Consider the following 24,483-nt stretch of genomic DNA (forward strand, 5'->3'; position numbering starts at 1 on the left):
AACCGCTGAATCAACGGCATCCAGAACACAACAAAAACGGAGCCCGATCATGTTCGATTTACCCGCAAAAGAAGACATCTTCTGTCACGGTATTCCGTCAACGCCCGACGATATTACCGACATCGTTTTACGCGCCATGGGCCGCACCGAAAATCCACGCCTGCGTGAGATTCTCGAAGCGTTGGTGCGTCATCTGCACGCCTTCGGTCGGGAGGTCAAACTTTCCGACGAAGAATTTATGATGGCCATTAACGCCGTCACCCGTTTGGGTCATCTGACCAAAGATCGTCACAACGAAACCATGGTCATGTCCGACGCGCTCGGCTTTTCCACCCTGGTGATGATCCTCAATCAAAACCGCCAGGCGGACCAAATGTCGCCGGCGCTGCTCGGTCCGTTTTACAGCCGCAAAGACCCTGAATACCCCCTGGGCACCAACATCAATCGCGCCGACCCCAAACCGAGCGATATTCCGCTCTTTGTTTCCGGGCAGGTGCAGAGCGTGAATGGCCAGCCGCTGGCCAATGCGCTGGTGGAAGTCTGGCACGCCTCACCCGAAGGTCTGTACGAAAACCAGGACCCGGACCAGCCGTATTTAAACCTGCGCGGAAAATTCCGCACCGACGCCGATGGTCGCTTCCATTTCCGCACCATCCGCCCCGCCAGCTATCCCATTCCGACCCACGGCATCGTCGGTGAAATGCTGGCGGCCCAGAACCGCCATCCGTTCCGGGCGGCGCACCTGCACTTCACCGTGTCAGCGCCCGATCACAGCACGCTGGTGACGCAGATTTTCCCCGCTGACGATCGCTTTATCGAATCCGACTGTGTGTTCGGCGTCACCTGTGCCGACCTCGCCGTGCCGTTCCCCATTCACGATGACGGCAAGGCACCGGCCGAGGACGTCAGCGGTCAGTACAGCACGCTGGAATTGATTTTCGACTTATCGGAAGGCGAATCGCGCTTGCCGAAATCGCCCATCGACTGAGGATCGGACGCCTCAAATCACTCTGTACAACAACAAAACCGAAAGAGAGATTGCTATGAAACCGAACCATCACCCCATTGCCCGCCGGTTCGCCGGCATCACCTTAGGGCTGACCGCCAGCGCCCTGGCATCACTGCCGCTGGCGAGCCAGGCCGAAGAAACCATTCGTCTGACCGTGGGTTCCAGTCACCCGACCACCATTCCCTGGGTGGGCATGATTCCGGGCGTTTTTATCCCCGAAGTGGATCGCATTCTGGCGGCCGATGGTCGCTATAAAATCCAGTGGACCGAAGCGTATGCCGGTCAGCTCTACGGCGCCAACGCCACCTTAACCTCGGTGCGCGATGGCATTGCCGATATGGGCTGGGTGTTCAGTTATCTGGAAGGCTCGCGCATGCCGCTCAGTCAGATCAGTGCGTACACGCCGTTCACCACGGGCGACCCGATCTTGATGCTCGATGTGATGAACGACCTGGTGCGTTCCGAACCGGCACTGGCCAGTGAATGGACCGACAACGGCGTGGTCTTTCTCGGCGCGACGGCCTCCGATACCTACGATCTGTACACCAACTTCCCGGTCGACAGCCTCGATGATTTCAACGGACGACGCATCTCCGCTCCCGGTGTGTTGGGTGTCTGGCTAAACCCGGTCGATGCCACCCCAGTCGATGGCACGCTGGCCAGCTACTACACCGATATTCAAACCGGCGTCTCCGAAGGTGTGGTCAGCCTGGCCACCGGTATTCTGCCAGCGCGGGTTTACGAGGTAGCGCCTTACATCACCAAAGTGAATATGGGCGTGGTGTTCTCCGGCGGCCTCGGCTTCAACCAAGACCGTTTCGACAGCCTGCCTGAGGTGGTTCAAGACGCCTTAATGGAAGCAGGCTCGGTGTATTCCAAAGCACACGGCAGCGACCTGGCTTCACGCTATGACAACGCGCTCGAAGAAATGCTTATTCTCGGCGCCGATCAGAACCCGCCGGTGCAGGTGTTTGAATTGTCGCCCGAGCAACGTCAGTCCTGGATCGATGGCATGCCCGACCTCGCCGATCAGTGGGTTGAACGCAACGAAGCGCGTGGACTGCCCGCCTCAGAATTGCTCAGTACCTATATGAACGCCATGCGTGAGCGCGGTTTTGAACCCGCACGCGCCTGGGATCAGGAATAACCGGTACGCGCATTTCCCTGCAACCGAACCCGGCCGTGCCGGGTTCGCACCGAGGAGCCTGACTGTGACTCTTTCGACCTGGCTTAAAGGCCCGACCCAACGACAAAGCTGGTTTGGTGCCCTCACCGATGGCCTGAACGCCGTTGGCTCTGTGCTGATTTTCGCCATCATGGCGCTGATCTGCGCGGATGTGCTGGCGCGCAATTTTTTCAATCACCCCATCAGTGGCGTCGCCGAACTGGTATCGGCGTCCATCGTCATGATCGTTTTTTTTCAACTGGCCAGCGCCTTACGTCACGGCCGCATGGCGCAGGCGGACATCTTTATCGCCGGTTTTTCGCGCCAATTCCCGCGTCTGGGTCATGCCCTAAAAACCATTTTTTATCTGCTGGGCGCGGCCATGCTCGCCATCATTTTCGACGGCACATTGCCGGTTTTTCTCAACGCCGTTGACCGCCAATTATTCATGGGCGTGGAGGGCGTATTCACCTTTCCGATCTGGCCCATTCGTCTGGTCGTGCTGTTCTGCGCCGCCGTGACTGTGCTGCAATATATCTTGCTGGCGGTGCGTGAAATCGGCCGGATCTTTCAACCAGTGACCCACACTGAGGAGAACGCCGAATGAGTGGTTTGGAAATCGGCGCCATCGCCATTGTGGCCATGCTGGTCTTGATTTATATCGGTTTGCACATCGCTATCGCGTTGATGAGCGTTTCGTTCGTGGCCATCGCTGCCTTACGCGGGCCGGAACTCGCCACTCGGATGGTCAGCGCCGCGGCAAACGATTCGCTGAGCAGTTATCTCTACGGCGTGGTGCCTTTATTTGTGTTGATGGGATTGCTGGTGGTGATCTCTGGCATCGGCCGCGACACCTTCGATGTGTTCCAACATTTTCTGCGCAAACTGCGCGGCGGCCTGGGCATTGCCACCGTCGGCGCCAACGGCGTTTTTGCGTCCATCACCGGCGTATCCATTGCTTCGGCGGCGGTGTTCACTAAGGTCGCCGTACCGGAAATGCGTCGCCATGGTTACACGCCCCGTTTTTCGGTCGGCGTTGTCGCGGGCAGTTCGGTATTGGGCATGTTGATTCCGCCATCACTGCTGATGATCGTCTACGGCGTATTGGCTGAGCAATCGGTCGGGCGGATGTTCATCGCCGGTATCGTGCCGGGCATTTTGTTGGCGCTGGGCTTTATCGCCACCATCGTTTTAATTGCCTGGCTGCGGCCAGCGTTTATGGAGCAGCCCAACTACAGCAACGCCGATTTAGATCACGACCAACCCAGCCCCGGTCAGCTGATGGCCAAACTGGTACCGATTCTGCTGCTCATGGTGCTCGTGCTCGGCGGCCTGTATTCCGGCTTTTTCACCCCCACCGAAGCCGGTGCCGTGGGTGCCAGCGGTGCGTTGGTTCTGGCATTGGTCAAGCGGCGCTTAAGCTGGCGCTCTTTCTACGGCGTACTCAGTGAAACCGGCCATGTCGCCGTGTCCATTTTATTTCTGATTCTGGCCGCTTCGCTGTACAGCCGCATGCTGGCACTGACCGGTCTGCCTATGAACATTGCTCAGTGGGTGACCGGTTTGGAGCTGGGCGTTTACCAGTTTTTAGTGGTGTATTTGCTGGTCATTATCTTGATGGGTTGCATCATCGATTCGGTGTCGATCATGTTGATTGTGTTGCCCATCGTCTTACCCATTGCCCAGTTTTTTAACCTCGATCTGATCTGGTTTGGGGTCATTACCGTCATCGCCGTGGAAATTGGGTTGGTCACACCGCCGTTCGGTATTTCGGTGTATACCGTCAAAGCCAGCCTGAATGACGACAGCGTTCCGATCCAGGAAATTTTCAAAGGCGTGATGCCGTTCTTTTTTGCCATGTTGGTGGGTCTCGCGGTGCTGACGGCCTTTCCGTCACTGTCGACCACCCTGGCCTACTTGTACTGAGGACCTGTCATGAACCATTCGGACACCCGCGCTCTGCCAACGGCCAGCCTTGAACAACTGTTCCATCAGGGGCGCTCGTTTTCTTACTGGCAAGATAGAGCCGTGCCCGATGCATTATTGCGCGACCTTTATCAGCTGGTTTGCCTGGGGCCGACCAGTAAAAACTGCAGTCCGCTCCGGTTGGTTTTTCTACGCACGGAACACGCCAAACAAACCCTGTTACCGGCGTTAGCATCGGGCAATGTGGCCAAGGTGGAAGCCGCTCCAGTCACTGCCATTCTGGCTTACGATCGTCGCTTTCACGATCAACTGCCAACACTGTTTCCACACGCTCAGGCAGCGCGTAACGACTTTGTCGGTAACGAGCCGCTGCGTGAAGAAACGGCGTTGCGGAATGCCAGCTTGCAAGGCGGTTATTTCATTATGGCGGCACGCGCCTTAGGTCTCGACTGCGGCCCGCTGTCCGGCTTCGATAACGATGCCGTTGATCGACTGTTTTTCAGTGACAGCGCCCACCACGCTTATCGCAGTAATTTTTTATGCAATCTCGGCTACGGCGATCGATCACAACTGCATGACCGTTTGCCACGATTGTCGTTTGAAGACTGCTGCCAACTGTTGTGAGGCCAATAAACAAAACCATAAACATTCATAGATCCACCAGTGGTCCAAAGGTGAAGTTCAGTCACTAAGGAGCGACGCCAATAAGTTCAGAGCGAGGTGGAAAGCCGCAGGAATAGCATCGCTATTTCAAAGTTTGACAACGAAGCGCTGGATTTATTGGCAAAGTGAACAGTGCCCGAATTTCGCGTTTGGACCACAACAAAACAACAACAAGAGGGTTATCCCATGTGTCGTCTCTGTGATCATCGCAATCAAGCCCATGGCGCCGATAGCCGGCGTGACTTTCTGAAAATGGCCGCCGGTGGTGGCGATGCGCCTTTGCTCGCGCCCGGTGCAACCTCAGCCACAGTCGGGCAAGCGCAAGCGCTGCCACAAGGCGTCGGTGATACTGGGCGCCGCACATTGATTCGCGGCGGTTCCGTGTTAAGCATGGACGACAGCATTGGCGATTTTCCGGTGGGCGATGTACTGCTCGAAGGCAGCCGCATTGTCGAGGTCGCAGCACACATCGATGCACCCGATGCCGCCGTTATCGATGCCACTGGCAAAATTGTCATGCCCGGTTTTATCGATACCCATCATCACCAGTTTGAAACCGCGCTGCGTTCATTTCTGGTGAACGGCATTCTGATCAATGATGGCCAACCGCACAGCGAACAAAACTATTACGAAACTATTTTGCAATCACTGTCGTTGCAATACCGCACCGAGGACGTCTACATCAACGAACTCTTTGGCGGTTTGTCACAGCTCGATACCGGTGTCACCAGTGTGATGGACGTAAGCCAGATTCACCATTCACCGGAACATTCCGACTCGGCCATTCAGGCACTGAGAGACACCGGCCGCCGCGCTGTATTCGGCTACTTTGAAGGCTGGGGCGACGATGCCCGCTACCCCGAAGATGCACGCCGCATTCGCAAAGAGCATTTCAGTTCCGACGATCAACTGACCACCATGATCATGGGTGGTGAAATTTATTTGCCCGGCTATGAAAACGCCTGGCGTGTGGGTCGTGAACTGGGTCTGCCCATCGCCTTGCATGTGGTCGGTACCTTCGGCATGGCACCCACGTTCGATCAGCTCGCCAGCGCGGGTGAATTTGGCCCGGACAATATTTTTATTCACATGACCGGCATGAGCGATATGGCCTGGCAAAAAGCCGCTGACGCCGGTGCCCATGTTTCGCTGTCGGTGCCGATTGAAATGACCATGCGTCATGGCATGCCACCGATTCAAAAATGCCTCGACCTGGGTTTGCAGCCGTCGTTATCAACGGATGTGGAATGCACCATGACCGCTGATCCGTTCACCCAGATGCGCTCAACGTTAACGCTGCAACGCGCTTTTATTAACGAAGCGGCCCTCGCCGGGGAAGAAAATTTACCAGCCTTGTTAACCGCACGTGACTGCCTGCGATTTGCCACCATCGAAGGCGCGCGTGGCTTAAAACTTGACCATAAAGTCGGTTCTTTAACCCCCGGCAAAGACGCCGATATTATTTTGCTCGATGCACAAGCCATGAATGTTGCGCCATTAAATAATGTACCCGGCGCTGTGGTGTCGCTGATGGATCGCAGCAACGTCGATACCGTATTGGTAGCGGGTAAACTTCGGAAATGGCAAGGCCGCCTGTTAAACGTCGACATTGAACATCTGCGCGCGGGTCTGGAAAACAGTCGCGATCATGTATTCGCGTCCGCCGGCATTGAGGTCGACCTGTTCCGATCCTGAAAGTTGTGCGGTCAGGCGTAGCAATTCGACAAAAAAAAGCGGAGGATGCCATTCAAGCTATTTTTATTGCCACTCGGATCAGTGAATGAAACAGTGGGTTGTATCACTATTCGTCATCCTTGCGCTGGCCGCTAAAGCCGATACGTTCAGCTTTGCGATAAACGATTTTCCACCCTTCGTTGATCGCAACGCCGAAGGCTTTGGTCTTGGGCCGCGCATTGTCCGTGCGGCTCTGGCCACCCAATCGCACGATGCTAACTTCATTTTTGTACCCTGGCCGCGCGCCTACCGCATGGCTCAGGAAGGTCAGATCGACGGCACCTTTCCCTGGACCAATCAAGGCGACCGCGCCGACCACTTTGCGCTCTCTGAACCCGTCTTTGAACACCAGTTCAGTCTGATATTCGCACCGGGCGAGGAACGTCACTGGCAGGAATTTTCCGATCTTGATGGGCTGCGATTCGGCAACGTGGTCGGTTACGAAATCGCTGTCGATTTTTATCAATGGATTGAACAAAGCGGACAATCATTGGAAGTGGTGAACAGCGAGGAACTGTTGTTCCGCATGCTGGCTTACGGACGGTTTGATGTCGCTGCTTTCGATCAGGTTGCCGCCCGGGCTTACATCCGGGAGTTACACACAAAACTGCCCAGCGTGTCGGAATTGGTTATAGATGACCGCACTATTGGGCAAAGTGATACGGTGGTTTTAATGCCGTTGGACTCTTCACGTACGCAACGATTACAACGCGCGCTCGCCACTGGCTTGGCCACCATCCGGGCCAACGGCATTTATGCGCAGATCATGGCGGACTACAGCACCGATTAATCGGCCTTTCGTTCGCTGCTCAAGTCATTCAGCGTCGATGACAAAGCGCCCAGTAATTCCTGGTTTTTGCTCACCACCTGGTTAATTTCGCTGGCCGATTCTCCCGCTTTTGCCGCCAGCGATCGCACTTCATCGGCCACCACCGCAAAACCACGGCCCGCTTCACCGGCACGCGCTGCTTCAATGGCCGCGTTCAAGGCCAACAAGTTGGTTTGTTCGGCAATACCATTAATGCTCGACACCATGCGATTGATGTTTTCACCCGATTGCAACAACTCGCCCATCACCGCTTCGCTGGTTTGCACCACCTTCATGCGTTCACTGATGTCGGTGCCGTACAGAATCACTTTGGTGACATCGCCCTGGCTGTCGCGCATGGCGGTAAAGGTGGCACCAATGCCCACCTGCTGTTGGTCAACCGAAACCACAATGTCGAGCTTAACGCTCTGGCCGTCCAATAATGTTTGGCGCTGTTGGTCGTCAAGATAGTTTTCCCAGGACGACAACGCCTTCTCCAGAGCCTCGCGCTGCAAACCCCGGCTTTGTTGCAGGTAATCGTTCAATGCCTGCAACCGGCCATCGCGCGACCATTCAATCAACACATTGGTTTCGTTGATCACCGCAAAGCGCGTTTGTGCTTCCAGTGCTTTCACTTTGACATCGGTAATATCGGCCATGATCACCACAAATCCGACGTGCGCTTTGCTCTGCGGATCGAACACCGGGTTCACCGTCGCCGAGACCCAGATGGGTGAATCGTCACTGCGGTGTACTTCCACTTCCTCGTAAAAGGGTCGGCGTGCATCCAGCTCGCCACGAATGCGGTCACGCGTCACCGGGCTGGTATTGGCACCGGCTAAAATCTCACTGGGTTTGCGATCTAACGTCTCATGCGCGCTGTAGCCGGTCATCCGGTTAAAGCCCGGGTTCACATACAGAATGCGGTGCTGAGCGTCGGTAATCATCACCGCGTTATCGGTTTCATCGGCCACCAGCGATAGCAACCGGAACTGCTCACGCTTACGCACTTCAGCGGTAATGTCGTTGGCAAACTTGATGACTTTCACCACCCGGTTTTGGGCATCACGAATCGGGTTATAGGTGGCGTGAATCCAGACATCAGAGCCATCTTTGGTAATACGTTTAAATTCCGCCGTTTTATGCTCGCCTTGACGCAAAGATTCCCAAAACGCTCGGTAATCAGCGCTGTCGGCTTCGGTTTTATCAACAAACAAACGGTGATGCTGACCCTGGATTTCCGACAGCCGATAACCCATTAACTGCAGAAAATTATCGTTGGCGTTAACAATGGTGCCGTCGAGTTTAAATTCGATAACCGCTTGAACCTGACGGATCGCATCCAGCTGCGATTTTGCCTCCGCTTTGGCAGCAACCTGAGCGGTAACATCGGTCGCGAATTTAATAATGCGCTGCACCTTACCGCCGCGTACCACCGGCGTGTAGGTGGCGCGAATCCAGACTTCGGTGCCGTCTTTGGCAACGCGGTTAAAGGTGGCGGTTTTCGCCTCGCCTGCGGCCAGGTCGGCCCAGAACGTTTTATAGTCGGCACTGGCAGCCATGCCAGATTCAACGAACAGACGATGGTGCTTACCGACGACTTCTTCGAGTCGGTAACCCATTAAATCGAGAAACAGCGGATTGGCCGTAATAATCGTGCCGTCAGGCTTAAACTGAATAACCGCCTGAGAACTGTTAATGGCCTTTAAGACTGCATCTGCATCAGAGGTGATACCGAACTTCATTCGCCAGGTTCCTAGTTAGAACATTAGAAAAATCAAATACGCGTGGCAGTCTAGTTCAGACCATTATTCCAACCAGTACTTTTTTGTTCGATTTCTATACGGAGGGCCAAAGCGCCTCACACGGGCTTCTCCGGCGAGGCGCTCAAGCAGGAAATTACACTTGGTAACCTTTCACGATGGCATCCAGATCCTGAACGGCCTTCGACAACTGTTGGCTGTAATCGCGCGCCGACCGGGTACCGGTCGCCGTTTCACTGGAAACGGTCACGATGCGTTGCATGTTCTCGTTAATGGTTTCCGACACCGAATTCTGCTCTTCGGCGGCGCTGGCAATTTGAGCGTTCTGACCGTTGATGGTGTTTACCGCCGCCAACACACTTTGCAACGCCGTTTCCACTTCGTGCGCTTCAGACACGGTGTCGTTGCTGCTGCCACGAATCGACTCAATCATGCGTGCCACTTCGCTGGAACCGCTCTGCAAACGGGTGACGATGGTTTCAATCTCTTCGGTCGATTGCTGACTGCGGCTGGCCAACTGACGCACTTCATCGGCCACCACCGCAAAGCCTCGGCCGGCTTCACCGGCGCGCGCCGCCTCAATGGCCGCGTTCAGAGCCAGCAGGTTGGTCTGCTCGGCCACTTCGCGAATCACATCGAGCACCGCACCAATGGCGTCCGATTCCTTGCTCAGGTTTTGCGTGGCCGCCACGCCTTCGCTGACGCGATCGGCCATACCATCAATCACCGCAATGGCCCGGCCCAGTTTCGACTGCGCATCTTCGGTCTGCTGCTGCGCATCGTTGGCCGCCGCGGCGGCATCGTTGGCCGAACGTGCCACTTCCTGAGACGCTGCGGCCATTTCGTTAATGGCGGCCGCGGCCTGATCGCTTTCTTCTTGCTGGCTGATCACCCCGGTTTCGGTCTGGCTCAAAATGGCATCAAGCTTGGAGACCGACCCGTTGATATCGCCGGATGAGCGGTGAATCTGTTGCACCAGCGCCGTCACCTGATCGGCAAAGGCGTTAAAGCTGTGGCTTAGGTCGCCAATTTCGTCGCGGCTGCTGATCTCGATGCGCTGGGTTAAATCGCCATCGCCATTGGCAATGTCGTTCATGGCATGCACCACACGGTGCAGCGGGTTACTGATGCCCCGTGCCACCACCAGCGCCACCACGGCAATGCCCAACACGGCCAACACGGCGGCCGTCAACGAAATACCGGTGGCCCGAGTCAGGTGGCCCTGCACTTCATCGCGGGCGACGTTCAACTGCGCTTCCAGGCCATCGATATAAAAGCCGGTGCCAATCACCCAGTTCCAGTCCGGCAGATAAATCGCCTTGCTGATTTTTGGCGCCGGTACGCCTTCAGAATTGTTCCACCAGTAACGCGTTACGTCTTCGGAACCGGCGGTGGCTTTATCGACCATCGACTTGGAAAAACGCACGCCATTAACGTCTTCCAGATTGGCGTGGTTCTGGCCATCGAGCGCGGAGTTCGCGCCATGCGCCAGCATGTTTACCTTGTCGTCCATCACGAAGAAATACCCCGGCGCGCCGGAGTCGATGTAACGCAGCTTGCGCAGAATATTCAGCGCGCGTTCCTGGCGCTGGGATTCACTGCCCGACACATTACCTTCGTACAGATCGACAATGGCGGTGCGCGCCAGCGACAAATAGCTGTCCAGCTGAGCGCCATAGGTTTGCGACAGCGTCTGCTCAAAAGCACCGACCGATTCAGTGCCCATTTTGGACGCCTGACGCAGGTTAATGGCCGTCAGCAGCGCCGCCACCAAGACCAAAGGCACAATCGCCAGCACCAAAATGCGGGCGCGAATATTCAAAGACATCCGTTACTCCTTTACACATTGAATATCCACCAGACACAGCCATTCCCGTTCGGCGACACACCGTCGCCGAAAATCAGTCATACCGGGCATGATGGAGTCAGGGTGATCCCTGTTGTTATCACTTGAGTTATCACTTGAATGTTTGCTTGCGAAGCAAGGCGAAGGTCGATTGTTTTTTAATCAACCCGACCGCCGGTCATCATCGATTCATGTCGGCCGAAGTCAACGAACCTTAATCGCCCAATCCGACCAAAACGCCAACCGGAACATCGGTCGATTTAACGTTAATCGTCAAATTACCGGCTTATGGCGCTCTGTAAGCGTTTACAGAATGGCTATAAGGCCCGTATAGAAACGTGTGCTAATAGAGAACGTCGCCGGTTTTACTACCCAAGATGGCGATAATTTCGCCAATATACCGACGCTGATTTTTGCTGAACGCAGCGTCCCAGCCGCGCTTTTTTGGGGGGAGGACGTTAATCCAAATGGAAACGGGTGACGCTGTTTTGCAGCTCGCTGGCCAGTTTCGCCAAACCGGCGCTGGCTACGCTGATTTCCTGCACCGCGGTTTCGGTTTCCGACGCCATCGAGGAAATGCGCGCCACGTGTGACGTTACCTCCGAGGCCACCGACGATTGCTCTTCCGAGGCACTGGCGATTTGCAGCGTAATATCCACAATTTGCTGCACTTCTTTGAGCGTATCGCGCAAGCGCTGGGCAGCCTCGGTGGACCGCTCGGCAATGGTCTGGGCGGAAGCGCTGCAATCGTCGGTGAGGGTGGCGGCTTCCTTCGACGACACCAGCAACGAATCGACGGTGTTGGCAATCTCGTCGGTTGCCGACTGAGTATTCTGCGCCAAACTGCGCACTTCGTCGGCCACCACCGCAAAGCCACGGCCATGTTCACCGGCCCGCGCCGCTTCGATGGCCGCGTTCAACGCCAGCAAGTTGGTTTGTTCGGCCACGCCTTTAATGGTTTCCAGAATGGCGTCGACGCCTTTCATTTCTTCACGCAACGCCTGAATGCGCGCGTTGGCATCGCGCAGGTCGTTGGACATCTGGTTAATGTCGCCCGACATCTGCACCACATCATCCACGCCCTGATTCACTGCCTGGTGCGTGGTTTTTGCCACCTCGGCGGATTCGTTGGTGTTGCGCGTCACCTCATTGATGGCGCTGCTCATCTGTTCAATGGCGGTGGCCACCTGCTCGGTTTGCTCGTTCTGGCGATTCACGTTTTCCAGGGTGTGATCGGTAATGGCCGTCAGTTGTTGAGCCGATGACGCCTGCTGATCAGCCGCTTCAATGATGTGCTGCACCAACGAACGCAGGCCGTTCACCATCTCCTGCATGGAGCGATACACACCGCTGGTGGCCTCGTGGTTATCGTCGTGCAGCCGCAAATCGCCGTCGGCAATGGCAACCGCCACGCGTTGCAAATCGGCCGGTTCGCGACCCAGGGGTTTCAAAATACTGCGCGCGGTATAGAGCGCGATGCCGACCACAATCACCACTAAAACAGCCACGATGATCGCCGCGCTGACCAGCAATTGGTTCGCCGGTGCAAAGGCTTCCGCCTGATCTTGCTCGGCCACCAAAACCCAATCCAAACCGGCAATCGTTATGGGCGCGTAGGTGGATAACACCGTGCCGCCGCTGTAGTCGGTGCCGATCAGACTGCCGGTTTCTCCGCTCAAACCCGCGCGCACTGCGTCGGTATCCACACGGCCGGTTTCGGGGTGACGGAACGACATTTCCACGCTGTGATGGTCCGGGTCCATCACCGAATCAGAACGCATCAGGCCATCGCTGCCCACCAAATAGGTTTCACCGGTTTGGCCCAAGCCCGCGCGCTCTTGCATGATGCTGCCGAGCCGGTCGAGCGGGAATTTCAATGCCAGTACGCCCACGCGCTCATTATTCTCAAACACCGGCACCGCCAGAAACCCCGCCGGGGCATCGTAGGACGGCCGGTAAATACTGAAGTCGACCAGCACTGCATCGTCTTCAAAGGGTGCCTCCAATGCCAAACGGAACGCTTCAGCCAAACCCGAATCGGCATAGGGGCCATCGACCAGAGAGGTCGCAAAATCGACTTCTTTGAACACCGAATAAACGATGTCGCCACCGTTGTTGATCAGAAAAATATCGTAAAAGCCAAAGCGCTGTAGAAAATCGCGGAAATAGGGGTGCCACTGCATGTGCGCCTGGTCATAACCGAAAAAGGTTCTTGGCGCCGTCATTTCGTCTTTACTGCCTACCTCATTCGGGTTCTCGATGATGTAGGCGTATTGCATGGCCAACGCACTGAGGCTTAATGGCTCAACTAAGTCATTGGCTTCAATTTGCGCCTCCGGGTGAGCATCAACTACCCGTGGCACAAATTCCTGCTCGTAATACGGCAGCACGCGAGAACGCAACGACGATTGCGACCGGCCCGATTCGCGCGCGTACAACCGGTAACCTTCTTCGAAATCGACCATCGCATCGACCACCGCCTGACTGCGCGCCAGGCTCGAGGTCTGGTCAACAATGGTGGTGAGGTAACGCTCCACGGCTGCGCGCTTAATGGCCCGTACCGATTCCAGCTGCGCAAACGCCTGGCTTTCCAGGGCGGTTCGGGCATCTCGGGTGCTCAAAATGGCCAACAGCATGACGGGCAATAACCCCACGCCGAGCAGGGTTAACATCAGACGTCGCTTGAGCGTCATTCTCGCGCTCCTTTTTATGGTTATCAGCCCTTAAAAGTAGTCACGCCATGGCTTTTCCGCCATTTCAAAAGCGGACAGAAATGCACCTTTTCCGACCCACCCAACCTTGACCCACATCAAAACGCACCGGGCCGGAAGGCGGCACACTGCCGCCATTCCATCATCGACACACAGAAGCCGGTCCGCTTGCCATGCAACTCGCCCTCTACGAAAAATACGATCTGCGCCTGCCCCGTTACACCAGCTACCCCACCGCCCCGCATTTTCACTCGGGCATCCAGGGTGAGCAGTTCGCTCGCTGGCTGGGCGAGCTGGACCCGGCGCAACCGCTGTCGCTCTACCTGCACGTACCCTATTGCGAAAAAATGTGCTGGTTCTGCGGCTGCAATACGCAGATCACCCATCGCTACCAACCGGTCAGCCAATACGTCGATTTACTGCTCGAAGAAATTGATCAGCGCCTGTCACTGCTGCCCCACGGCCAACGCTTTAACGTGGCCCATCTGCACTTTGGCGGCGGCAGCCCAACCATTCTTTCGGCCAGCGACTTAAACCGCATCATGGAATTACTGCGCAGCCGGCTCGACATTCTGCCCACCGCCGAAGTCGCGCTGGAAATGGACCCGCGCACCTCCACCGACGCCTTTATCGACGCCATGGCCGCCAACGGTTTCAACCGTGCCAGCATCGGCATTCAAGACTTTAACCCCGCCGTGCAAAAGGCCGTAAACCGCGAACAAAGCCTCGAAGACGTCGCCGACATCATCAACAAACTGCGCGCCAAAGGCATTAACGGCATCAACGTCGACCTGATGTACGGCCTGCCCAACCAGAGCGTCGAAACGCTCATCAACACCGTCGACCAAACCATCGGCCTGCGGCCCGACCGCCTGTCGATATTTGGCTACGCCCATGTGCCCTGGATGAAGAAACACCAGCAAGTGATCGCCACCGACACCCTGCCGGACGTCGAAGAACGCTGGGCGCAATACGAAGCCATTCAAAACCAACTGGCCGCCCACGGCTACCAAGCCATCGGCCTCGACCACTTCGCCCACCGCAACGACAGCCTCGCCATCGCCCAACGCAATGGCGAACTGCACCGAAACTTCCAAGGCTACACCACCGACAACGCCGAAGCCCTCATCGCCTTCGGCCCCTCGGCCATTTCATCGTTACCGCAAGGCTACGCCCAAAACCTCACCGGCGTCGGCGACTGGCGCAAAGCCATCGCCCAAGGCAACAGCGCCCTCGCCAAAGGCGTCGCCGTCGATGCCGAAGACACCCTGCGCCGCGACATCATCAACCGCCTGATGTGTGACCTATCGGTCGACCTAAGCGACCTCTGCGCCCAACACCAAACCTTCCCCGACCGGTTCTTACCGGAACTCGACCGAATCCGCGCCATGACCGGCGACGGCATTGTGGAAGTAAACGGCTGGAACATTCAGCTAACCGAAACCGGACGGCCTTTGGTCAGAGCCGTGTGTGCGGCGTTTGATGGGTATCTGGAAGCGAATGCGCAGAGGCATTCGGCGGCGGTTTAAAGAACGAGCCGCACCATTCGGTTAGTGTCTTATAAGTTGTTGTATTGGCGGGCGTTTTATTTGGGATCACCTGATTCTGGATTTCTCCCGCCAACCTTTCCAAGCAATTCTCTTCCCAAAAGCGGACACAAACGCGCCTGTCTTTCTTGAAGCCCATCACAGATCGGGGGCATCCTGTCGGGACTGCTGTATGCGGTTACAACCTGAGGGATTGGTGTGCCTTGTAGCTGGCTGGGCGGTAGCGTGTTTGAGGTCCTAACTGTACTAAAGAGAAAGGCAATATTACACAAAAATGACACTCGCCATATTTTATACTCCTGTGCGTCCGGGATCTTGTGTTCTTTTAGTTTAATGGAGGAAAAATGAAGAAAATTGACCTTCACATGCACACGGTCCCTACAATTAGTGATGGCCACTTTGATTTTTCGCTGGAGAAATTAAAGGAATATGTCAAATCAGCTGAACTTGACGCCATAGCGATAACTAATCATGATTTTTTCGACTTGGAGCAATTCAGAAAAATTGATAGTGAGCTTGACTGTGTAATATTCCCGGGCATTGAAATTAACTTAACCACAGGGCACCTTCTTCTAATCTCCGAAAATCAGAACCTAGAAGAATTTAAAATCAAAACTCAGGGTGTAACTGACAAAATTAAAAATACCGGAGATTCTATTAGCGTAGATGAACTGATTACTATCTTTGGTGACTTAAACAAATACCTACTAATCCCCCACTATGAAAAAAAGCCAGCCATATCAAGAAGCACACTATCGAAAATAATAAAATACATATCTGCCGGTGAGGTTGACAGCCCAAAAAAATTCATTCGTCTGGCAAAAGACAATAAAGAAATAACACCAGTTATATTTAGTGACGTCCGAATTCGCGAAGGCATCAAAAAATTCCCCACTAAACATACATACGTCGATTGCGGGAAAATCACATTAAAATCTTTAAAACATAGTCTTCGCGACAAAAATAAGGTGGCGCTATCAAGGACAGAGGGCAATTCGCTTTTTCAAATTTTTGATGACGGACAAAAATTATCCACTGGCCTTAATATTATCCTCGGAGCTCGGTCATCAGGAAAAACAGAAACACTGACTCAGATCAACAAGGACTGTGAAAATGTAAAGTACATTCCTCAATTCTCTCTTGTTCAGAGAGATGATGCTAATTACGAAAAGGAATTCAATGAAGATATTGCTCGCAAGAAGAGTGTATTTGCCGACAAACACCTAACTCCATTCAAGAAGGTTCTAGATGAAATACTAAACATCGATATTAGGATCAATGAAAGAAAGACTGATGAGTATCTATCAACGCTCTTAAAGTCAGCTGATGAAGCGGAGAAGCGAGATGCATTTTCTAAATCAGCACTGTTTAATGAAACTAACTTTGAAGTTACTAAAGACAATGGACTTAGTGAACTTATAGGAGCTGTTCGAAAATTAATAGACAACATTGAATATAGAGGAATCATTGATAAGCATATTGAAGTTAGTCACTTAAAGTCTCTAGCTATAGAGTTAATAGAGCTTCTTTGGGACAAAGCATATGAAAGAAAGAAGAAAGTATGGGTCAATGACATAGTAAAAGATGTTAAAGGCAAGCTGCATTTAAGAACATCAGCAACACAAGTTAAAGATATCGATCTATACACAGTCATGATGGAGAATGAAAAAGTCTCTAAATTCAACCAAATTGCAAAGCTATTACAGACTGAGAAGATAATATTTCAGGAAAATATCCAGGAGTTCAAAGTAATATGCAAGCAACGAGCCTTTAATGGAGCTGGTGAAATCTTACGAGTAAGTGGACAGCGAGCTGGGTTTAGCGATGCCTACAAAGAATACGACTTCCCATATAAATATCTTATCGCATTAAAAGAGAATGGAGCTTGGACCCCATCTGAGTTTTATAAGTATTTTGCATGTATTGAGTATGAAATACTCAATAAAGACGGATTCAAGGTTTCCGGTGGCGAAAGATCAGAATTTCGTCTTCTACAAGAAATTAAAGATGCTCAAAATTTTGACTACCTTTTGATAGACGAACCTGAATCTTCGTTTGATAACATTTTCTTGAAAAGCGAAGCCAATCAGATGCTGAAGCAGATTGCCAAGACCATGCCAGTAGTCGTTGTAACACATAACAGTACAGTGGGTGCGTCAATTAATGCCGATTATGTAGTTTATACATCCAAAGAGATAGAAGGAAATAACATTATATATAGAAGATATTCTGGCCATCCATCTGATACAGATCTACGTTCTACTGACGGAAAATCAATCAGTAATTTTCATGTAACTATGAATGCATTAGAAGCTGGCGAAGATGCCTATTTAGATAGAAGGGAAGGATATGAAAACATTAAAAATTGAGAATAGCCAAGGGTACTTTCTGACAGATATAGGAGAATACGAGACTATCGACAAGATTGATAAAACAACTCTGTTAAAATTAGTCAACTTAGCTCTTGGCGATAGTTTTGAGATTGACGAGTACAATGAAGAAAAATTAAAAAATCAAGCACACCAAATCATTTATAAAAGCATTAGCGAAAAGCTAAATGACCTCCATAATAAAAGAGGTCAATTTCATGATGAGTCAGAACGTTTATTCCAAGATGAATATGAAAAATACAAAAATGTTTCAGGCTAGCATCGGCTAACCAGACGGCCACCATTAAACTGGCTAATGGAAAATGCAAGTGCCCCAGTAGTGTTGAAATCAATCAAAAATGGACAGGTAACAGCGAACCCAATAGCTAATTTAAGGTCAGGAGTTCTATCTAGAAAAGTAGGACGCAACTAAAGATCATAAAATTTTGCCCTTGGCTTAATCATATCTAGCGATTCCAATAAATAAACAGTGTTTAGATCTTGGCTATATATTAGCTGACACTCTTGGGCTAGAGTGAGTGTCCATTTTTTCTACATTAATGATTGGAAACCAATTAGGTATTTTGATATATGGACTCAAATATAGTTTCGGCAATAATAGGTGCATTCGCAACTGTTATTGCCGTAGTTGTAGCTTGGCTCCTCCAAACTAGCAACAACAAGAAGAGTGCCCCAAAAAAGCTGACTACAAAGCCAAAAGGAACAACAGAGTCTCCAGCGAATACATTTTCACGTAGATACTTAGACAACCCTAGCCATTATCGTTTCATCAAAGCACTACCTGTGATGAGAAAGGCAGTCATGGAAAATGCCCGGGAGGGGTGGGATACAGGTATAACAACGGATATGCGCCAAGCAAGTTATGACGTCATAGATTTTCTGGAGTATGCGTGGCTAGTGATAGCAAGATTTTATCCTGATAAACACTGGGCTAATCAGGATGCAGAATCCTATATACGTCAATACATCACTGACAGGTTCACTTTTCATTGGTCAAAGCACGAGCCGAATGGACCAGGATCGGGCGGCACAATTGTAGGAGTACAGGCAGGCGGAGATGTTATTTCTGATTTGGAAAACCTAATTACAGATACCGTTTCGGCACTCTCTATCCAAGGAGATTTTGACTTCCTTGCCTGGAAAGATGAATGGCTAAACAAAAGCAGCTCCTAACAAATATCCTATATTATTAGGGAATATTAATGGCACTAATTTTTGAGGGAAATGCTAATAGCGACAGTATTTTTTTTAAACACCACTCCTTGGTTACATTCTATTTAGTTCAAGCCGAAAGATACGCTGACATTTCTGTGAATAACCATACCGATGGCGTGCTTCAATCAGATTCAATTGTAGCAATTGTTTTCGCCTCAATGTGTATTGAGGCTTTCGTAAATGAAATGGCGGAGGATTTATTCAAAAACACGGATCTGGAAGACTTTTCTTTTCTAAGGAATAGGTTCAAAAAGTCAGGGAAGTCGTCATCACTCACAAAGAAGGTAGCACTTATTTTCCAGGAAGCTTTCGATATTAAAGTGAAACAGTCACTTCTTTCTTCAGTTGAAGACTTGGTCAGACTTAGAAATAAACTCATTCATTATAAGCTGACAGATACCGCCACAAGATTCATCTTGCCGCCGCTCAGTCAAACGGAAGGAGAGGACGGGCAGAGAATGTCGACAGTTGATTTCTCGAAAACGCCTAAAAAGATCATCCCCCCATTCGTACAGACTGTTACTGGGGAAGCTGCCGATAGGAGCGCTAGGGCTGCAAAATCTGTACTCTCATTTTGGAATGAATGCGTTAAAAGTAAGCAGGGTGCCGATCACTAGAACTGGTATCGCACAGCCCATTTAGAGACTAGCACCTCACCCAACTTCCCCAAGGCCTCATATGACAAAACGAAGTAAAAAAGCTCTATGCTCTTGCCGCCTTCAGTCTGCTACTCTCTTTGTGGTCTCTAACACTCCTAAGTAATCACAATCTGCTATTCAGTGCTTTTTCAGTTGCAGGTGCTGTTGGGGCAATTGACATGTTCTTCAATACGCGGATCGGTGGCGCTCTGTTTTTAATTTTTTACCTGCCGCAAACCGTCCGCTTATATACTGAAACATGGTATTACATATTCAGTCCCGGTTTACATTTTTCTATCACGGCGCGATCAGAGGACCTATTCAACCCAGGTCCTGGTTTTGCTATTAACCTATTGGCGGTAGCCATGTTAGTTGCTACTTATTTTTTCTGCTTTAAAGCATCAAGAAGAACTGAACAGGAAACCCACAGTAGTAAAAATGGACTACCAGAACATTCTTCACAGCAGTACTTTAATCAGACACCAATCAATACAGAAAACAGTAGCTCTATGATAGTCGAAGAAATATCCAAGATAGAGATTCTTGAAAACGGCGAAATGTACCTTGTACTTTCCAGTGGTGGGAAAGAGGAATATCACAACATATATCGTGAAGCAGCCGAGGTATATTGGGACAGAGAGCGTAAAGCCTTCAAAGCACCAACGCCTAGAAAGTGGAGTCATGTTGACTGGTATAAGCATATTGTTTCGGTGGCCGCTTCAGGCCTAAGACTCTCTCTTCAAGTATCAGATAATACCATTTGGGTGAATGTACCTGAGCCGACGAAGTCAGAGATATTAGGCTTAATAAAGTGATCTAAGGTGCTAACAGGACGCCCACTCTAAGAGAGGCTTAAGGTGGATGTCCTATTAACTGCTATTAACTGAACCGACGGTCAGACTTTCTCGGTTGATTCATAGTCTCCCGCTTACCGCATAAAAGCTCACCCTTCCATCCATTACGGTGGTAACACCTTGTTGAACAACCCTTACGGAATGTGGAAGCTTGAGGCCTGTTGAAGAACACTCCCAAAGCATTCAATGTTTGGTTAGCTCGTCACTATTCCAGGGCAGCCCAATACTTTCTAGTCAGGCATAGGTTTCATACCAGAGATTCATGAAGGAGGCTCAAATGCTCGTACTACATAAAATTTCGCTCGGTCAGGAAGAGTGCAAGTTCGAACCGTTAGGCAATGGCATCTATGAACTTTTGTTCGAACATTGCGTTTCGAAACTGGATCTCAGCGAATTCGACTTTGGCCTTAAAAGTAAAATCAAGGCTACTAGCTACTGGGCAGAAACAGGAGAGGAAGTGAAGGATACAGTGACCTTTCGAAAAGAAGTGGAATCGCCTAATTTTCCAAGTTCAGAAGGCTTTCGTGTTTTAGAAATTTCCTGGGATTCAGGTGGTGCAATCGACAATGGGTATCTCATACTAACTGAAGCCAACGCCAGTTCCGCTGAGTAGAAAGCCAAAGAATGAAAACCACCACCCTCCTTGCAACCATCATCCTCATTTCCGGCTGTACCATCTCTGCCAGAAACCATCATTTTGAGTTGCAACCCAACAGCGCATCAAGCTACGACAGCTTTAGCAACATCTGGTGTTATACGCCTGAGGACATTGAATCGGTACAGGTTTGCTCTCGTCCCTATCGAAGAACCTCCAAGTATATTGGCATCATCATTCCCATTATTCCGCAGTTAAACAGAAACTCACGGCTCGCTTACGACGTTGTACGGTCGCGTAAAGTTCAGTTTAAAAACCTGAGTCCCTCTGCGTCTGTTGTTCTGTCCGATTTGAATGGCATTCAACTTTGTAGCGGCCAGTATTCGTCGGAGTGCGTCACGACAGGTTCTTTATCAGTAGACAGTATGAGTTCGGTCTGGCTTAAAATTCCAGCGGGAGAAACGCATCCGTTTACAATGCATGTAGGGTCGAGTGAGCATAGGGTAACACTGGTAGAGTTCACCGATTCCCGCTGGCATTTAGTGTCGGTGTAGATCGAAGGGCGCGACTGACGAAAGCAGCCAATAACACATTGCAATATAGGCCTGTGAAAACACACCCATGAAATACCCATCCATTAAAGTCGCTTTCTATTTCTCGCTCTGCCCACTCTATGTGTCGGTTTCAGCGAGTGTGCTCATGTCGATGTTCCCCATATTCATTGCCCCCAAAGAAACACTGCCCTTGACCATCAAGATGGCGGCCCTCGGATTCGTCTACTTTATACCGGCGCTGCTGTTGGGGGTGATGTACTCACTGCTCAAAATCAAAAAGACCCTCGCTGGTGTAGCCTTTGTTTCCGTGTGTGGTGGGTTGGGTGCTTCCTGCTGGTCAGTCTGGGTACTTCGGTTGGGTGGAGGGCTGCACACGTTCACGAGTTTTGAGTTCCTTACCGGTCCGGATCTAATGTATGGCGTTCTGACCTCTTTCATTGTCGGTTTGTGCGTTTTACCCAGTCGTGGCCGCCTGTCCGAAAACGATCAACAAAGCACAGAAGAGACCCTACCGTTGTAATCACCCCCAAATAACCCTCCGTTCAAACGCTTAATTTACAACTCACCACCCACATACAAACGATTTTTCAAACCATCGGTTGAGATGATGGCCATTCCTTTAAGCAAGGCGATGCAAGGAATGCTCATCATGACCTCTCTGAATTCCCTTCACTCCCCTCGGTTTGCGTTACTGGCAAGCCTGCTGGCTGGCTTGCTGGTTTTGGCGGGCTGTAATTCTGAAAGTGGTCCGTCGCGGACGGGTGCCGAGGGTACTCCCCCGCCAACGCTGATCCCCCCGGAACCGCAAAACCAGTTGTTCGGCTGGATTGGCGCAGACTCCTCCGACTTAGAAATAGAACTGATCCGCGACGAACCCGCCGAGTTCTACGCCACCAGCGATCCAAACTGCGATTACGATGCGTCCGGAATTTGCGCCACCCCCGAAACCGTCACCGACGGCTCTATCATTATTGAAGATACCCACGCCACTCTTTCCCAAACCGGCTATTACCAATTACGCCAGGGCAACCAAACCGCCAATACCCGGATATCGACCGAGTTTTTCTCAGCCCGAAGTGCCCATGCAATGGCGGTGTTTAACAATCAGCTATGGGTGATTGGAGGGCAGGATGATGGCGGTCAAACTCTCAATGACGTCTGGTCTTCTTCCGATGGCGTCAGTTGGCGCCAACGTACAGAGGCGGCAGAGTTTGTGCCTCGTCAGCCAGGCGATGCTGTGGTGTTTAACGAACTGCTATGGCTGTTCAGTGGGTGGGATAACGGCAGACCTGTAGAAGATATCTGGGTATCGGATAACGGCACCACCTGGGTACGGAAGGATACACCGCAAACCTTTAACGATTACTACGGCGGTCGCGTCGTTGTGTTTGATGCAGGTCTTGGCGAGCAACTTTGGCGCGTTGGTGCAACCCACAGGAACGATGGGTCACGAAACAATGTTTTGGTCTCCAGCAACGGAATCGATTGGGAGGTGCTCACCAACGACGCGGCTTTTGGCGATCACGATGGCGAGCTGGTGGTGTTCGATGCCGGCGATGGCCAAGGCCGGCAATTGTGGCGGGTCGGTGGAGAAAACCAACCCGATACCATCTGGGCCTCCAGCGACGGCATCGTCTGGAAAAAAATCACCAGCAGCGCAGGCTTTGGGGCTCGCTATGCGACAGAGGTTGTTGCCTTTGATGATGGACAGGGCGAACAGCTTTGGCTCATTGGGGGTTATGACTATCAGTATAACTCGGAAAATGATGCATGGGCATTCAAAGATGTATGGGTATCCAAAGATGGTAAGCGCTGGACCCAAAAAACACCCGACGCTGGCTTCCCTGCCCGATACGGACATCAAGCCGTGGTCTTCAACGCGGGCACTGGCAATCGTATTTGGTTAACCGCTGGAGACAATAATGATGGCATTTATTATTCAGACGTATGGTCATCCGGCAACGGCGCTGATTGGCAGTCGCACAATGTGATGAGTCTATACCCTGATAGTTCGGTCAATCATCAGCTGTTAACGTACGATGATGGCACTGGCGCTCAGCTGTGGTTGTTTACCAACAATACGATTTTTACTTCTACCCAGGGTTTGAAATGGAACCTGAGAAACGACAACCCCGCTTATGGAAAGTTACGCCATGACTCTCAAGTCGTTGCGTTCAATGATGGGCAAGGGGAGCGATTGTGGCTGGTTGGCGGAAACATGCTTGGGCGTTACGACGCCAAACTCTGGGCATCACGTGATGGCCTGCGCTGGGAAAAAATTACGCCTAAGGGCAATGGCTTTAGCGCGGCTCGTAAAGGGCACCAGCTGCTGGTGTTTAACAACGGCGTGCGCGATCAGCTGATGTTGATTGGCGGTGTTAATGCTACCAGTAAGCACAACGATGTCTGGGTATCGACCAACGGCATCGACTGGGAACAAATTGCAACGGGTGAGCGATTCAGCCCAAGGCACGGCCATCAGGTGGTGGCGTTTGGCGATGGGCTCTGGTTGTTTGGCGGTACAGATGACAACGGCATTCAGGGCGATATCTGGTTTTCGGCAGACGGTAAAACCTGGGAGAAAAAAGCGGGCGATGCCTATGGCGCACGCACCGAGCATCAGGTGGTGCCCTATAACGATGGTGTGAGTACAAAGCTGATCATGATTGGCGGTTACGGTAGCGACGCAGAAAACAAAAACGACGTCTGGACCTCGCCCAATGGCACAGACTGGACTCAGTACGAGCACCCCATGCCATTCACCGCCCGCAGCACCCACCAAGTGGCCCCGTATTTCGACCCCATCGGTAAAAAATACAGCCTGTTGCTGGTCGGCGGCGGGAGCAATAGACCAAGCGAGTACTCTACCCCTGCTCCAGACCCCGTATGGCGCTCCACCACCCATGGCGCCAGTTGGGAAATGGGGGTGAAGGTGCCATTCCATTTCCAACCCAACCCGATTGACGATGAATGAACGGTGCTTGCATCGTTAAACAGGGCGCCGATGGCGCCCTGTTTATGGTTGGCCTGTTAACTGGCCCGTGAACAAAGGGGGTTCGGTTAAC

The 24,483-nt window shown here is 51.9% G+C and carries 19 protein-coding genes and 2 pseudogenes; 17 read left to right on the top strand and 4 right to left on the bottom strand.

Annotated elements, in window-relative coordinates; all coding sequences use genetic code 11:
* Positions 1 to 49: 49 nt before the first annotated feature.
* The 7 genes from BGP77_RS03130 to BGP77_RS03160 all read left to right on the top strand — a co-directional run bounded on the left by BGP77_RS03130 (position 50) and on the right by BGP77_RS03160 (position 7,287).
* On the top strand, positions 50 to 988 hold the full coding sequence (locus BGP77_RS03130) for a dioxygenase (protein ID WP_108163281.1): 939 nt from the start codon (positions 50 to 52) through the stop codon (positions 986 to 988).
* Between the two features lie 55 nt (positions 989 to 1,043).
* Positions 1,044 to 2,156, top strand: coding sequence for a C4-dicarboxylate TRAP transporter substrate-binding protein (locus BGP77_RS03135; RefSeq protein WP_108163282.1), 1,113 nt, complete (start codon positions 1,044 to 1,046; stop codon positions 2,154 to 2,156).
* 64 nt (positions 2,157 to 2,220) lie between these two features.
* Entirely contained in the window at positions 2,221 to 2,781 is a 561-nt protein-coding gene (locus BGP77_RS03140; protein ID WP_233252283.1) for a TRAP transporter small permease subunit, read from the top strand.
* Positions 2,778 to 4,100, top strand: coding sequence for a TRAP transporter large permease (locus BGP77_RS03145; protein ID WP_108163283.1), 1,323 nt, complete (start codon positions 2,778 to 2,780; stop codon positions 4,098 to 4,100). Before BGP77_RS03140 ends, BGP77_RS03145 begins: the two co-directional genes overlap by 4 nt.
* Positions 4,101 to 4,109: 9 nt before the next feature.
* Positions 4,110 to 4,724, top strand: coding sequence for a malonic semialdehyde reductase (locus tag BGP77_RS03150; protein ID WP_108163284.1), 615 nt, complete (start codon positions 4,110 to 4,112; stop codon positions 4,722 to 4,724).
* A gap of 225 nt (positions 4,725 to 4,949) precedes the next feature.
* Positions 4,950 to 6,458: an amidohydrolase family protein gene (locus BGP77_RS03155; protein WP_108163285.1), complete on the top strand. Its 1,509-nt coding sequence runs from the start codon at positions 4,950 to 4,952 to the stop codon at positions 6,456 to 6,458.
* 85 nt (positions 6,459 to 6,543) lie between these two features.
* Positions 6,544 to 7,287 carry an ABC transporter substrate-binding protein gene (locus BGP77_RS03160; protein ID WP_108163286.1) on the top strand — a complete coding sequence of 248 codons (744 nt, stop codon included), beginning with the start codon at positions 6,544 to 6,546 and terminating at the stop codon, positions 7,285 to 7,287.
* 112 nt (positions 7,288 to 7,399) lie between these two features.
* Here BGP77_RS03160 and BGP77_RS18360 read toward each other — a convergent pair.
* The 4 genes and pseudogenes from BGP77_RS18360 to BGP77_RS03175 form a co-directional block, all read right to left on the bottom strand.
* A pseudogene (locus BGP77_RS18360) lies at positions 7,400 to 7,964 on the bottom strand (methyl-accepting chemotaxis protein); the annotation flags it as partial.
* Positions 7,953 to 9,050: pseudogene (locus BGP77_RS18365) on the bottom strand (PAS domain S-box protein); the annotation flags it as partial. The pseudogenes BGP77_RS18360 and BGP77_RS18365, both read right to left, overlap by 12 nt.
* Before the next feature lie 154 nt (positions 9,051 to 9,204).
* Positions 9,205 to 10,896 carry a methyl-accepting chemotaxis protein gene (locus tag BGP77_RS03170; RefSeq protein ID WP_108163288.1) on the bottom strand — a complete coding sequence of 564 codons (1,692 nt, stop codon included), beginning with the start codon at positions 10,894 to 10,896 and terminating at the stop codon, positions 9,205 to 9,207.
* Between the two features lie 476 nt (positions 10,897 to 11,372).
* Positions 11,373 to 13,607: a methyl-accepting chemotaxis protein gene (locus BGP77_RS03175; protein WP_108163289.1), complete on the bottom strand. Its 2,235-nt coding sequence runs from the start codon at positions 13,605 to 13,607 to the stop codon at positions 11,373 to 11,375.
* Between the two features lie 191 nt (positions 13,608 to 13,798).
* Here BGP77_RS03175 and hemN point away from each other — a divergent pair, with 191 nt between their 5' ends.
* The 10 genes from hemN (at position 13,799) to BGP77_RS03220 (ending at position 24,392) form a co-directional block, all read left to right on the top strand.
* Entirely contained in the window at positions 13,799 to 15,154 is a 1,356-nt protein-coding gene (hemN, locus tag BGP77_RS03180; RefSeq protein WP_108163290.1) for an oxygen-independent coproporphyrinogen III oxidase, read from the top strand.
* Between the two features lie 362 nt (positions 15,155 to 15,516).
* Positions 15,517 to 17,541, top strand: a complete 2,025-nt coding sequence (locus BGP77_RS03185; protein WP_108163291.1) for a phosphotransferase — start codon at positions 15,517 to 15,519, stop codon at positions 17,539 to 17,541.
* Entirely contained in the window at positions 17,522 to 17,821 is a 300-nt protein-coding gene (locus BGP77_RS03190) for a hypothetical protein (RefSeq protein ID WP_108163292.1), read from the top strand. The genes BGP77_RS03185 and BGP77_RS03190 overlap by 20 nt, the downstream gene beginning before the upstream one ends.
* 311 nt (positions 17,822 to 18,132) lie before the next feature.
* Complete coding sequence (locus BGP77_RS03195; protein WP_108163293.1) at positions 18,133 to 18,735, top strand: hypothetical protein; 603 nt, start codon at positions 18,133 to 18,135, stop codon at positions 18,733 to 18,735.
* A 29-nt stretch (positions 18,736 to 18,764) separates the two neighbouring features.
* Positions 18,765 to 19,394, top strand: coding sequence for a hypothetical protein (locus BGP77_RS03200; protein WP_108163294.1), 630 nt, complete (start codon positions 18,765 to 18,767; stop codon positions 19,392 to 19,394).
* A 200-nt stretch (positions 19,395 to 19,594) separates the two neighbouring features.
* Positions 19,595 to 20,230 (top strand): hypothetical protein, encoded by a 636-nt coding sequence (locus tag BGP77_RS17895; RefSeq protein WP_146171180.1) that lies wholly within the window; start codon positions 19,595 to 19,597, stop codon positions 20,228 to 20,230.
* Positions 20,231 to 20,546: 316 nt separating this feature from the next.
* The gene (locus BGP77_RS03210) at positions 20,547 to 20,882 is read left to right on the top strand and encodes a hypothetical protein (RefSeq protein ID WP_108163296.1); all 336 of its coding nucleotides are present in this window, start codon (positions 20,547 to 20,549) and stop codon (positions 20,880 to 20,882) included.
* Between the two features lie 11 nt (positions 20,883 to 20,893).
* A complete protein-coding gene (locus tag BGP77_RS17900) occupies positions 20,894 to 21,418 on the top strand; it encodes a hypothetical protein (RefSeq protein WP_146171181.1) in 525 nt (174 codons plus the stop codon).
* Positions 21,419 to 21,485: 67 nt separating this feature from the next.
* The gene (locus BGP77_RS03215; RefSeq protein ID WP_146171182.1) at positions 21,486 to 21,938 is read left to right on the top strand and encodes a hypothetical protein; all 453 of its coding nucleotides are present in this window, start codon (positions 21,486 to 21,488) and stop codon (positions 21,936 to 21,938) included.
* A 129-nt stretch (positions 21,939 to 22,067) separates the two neighbouring features.
* A complete protein-coding gene (locus BGP77_RS03220; protein WP_158269252.1) occupies positions 22,068 to 24,392 on the top strand; it encodes a hypothetical protein in 2,325 nt (774 codons plus the stop codon).
* Positions 24,393 to 24,483 lie beyond the last annotated feature (91 nt).

Source organism: Saccharospirillum sp. MSK14-1, assembly GCF_003054965.1.
GTDB lineage: Bacteria > Pseudomonadota > Gammaproteobacteria > Pseudomonadales > Natronospirillaceae > Saccharospirillum.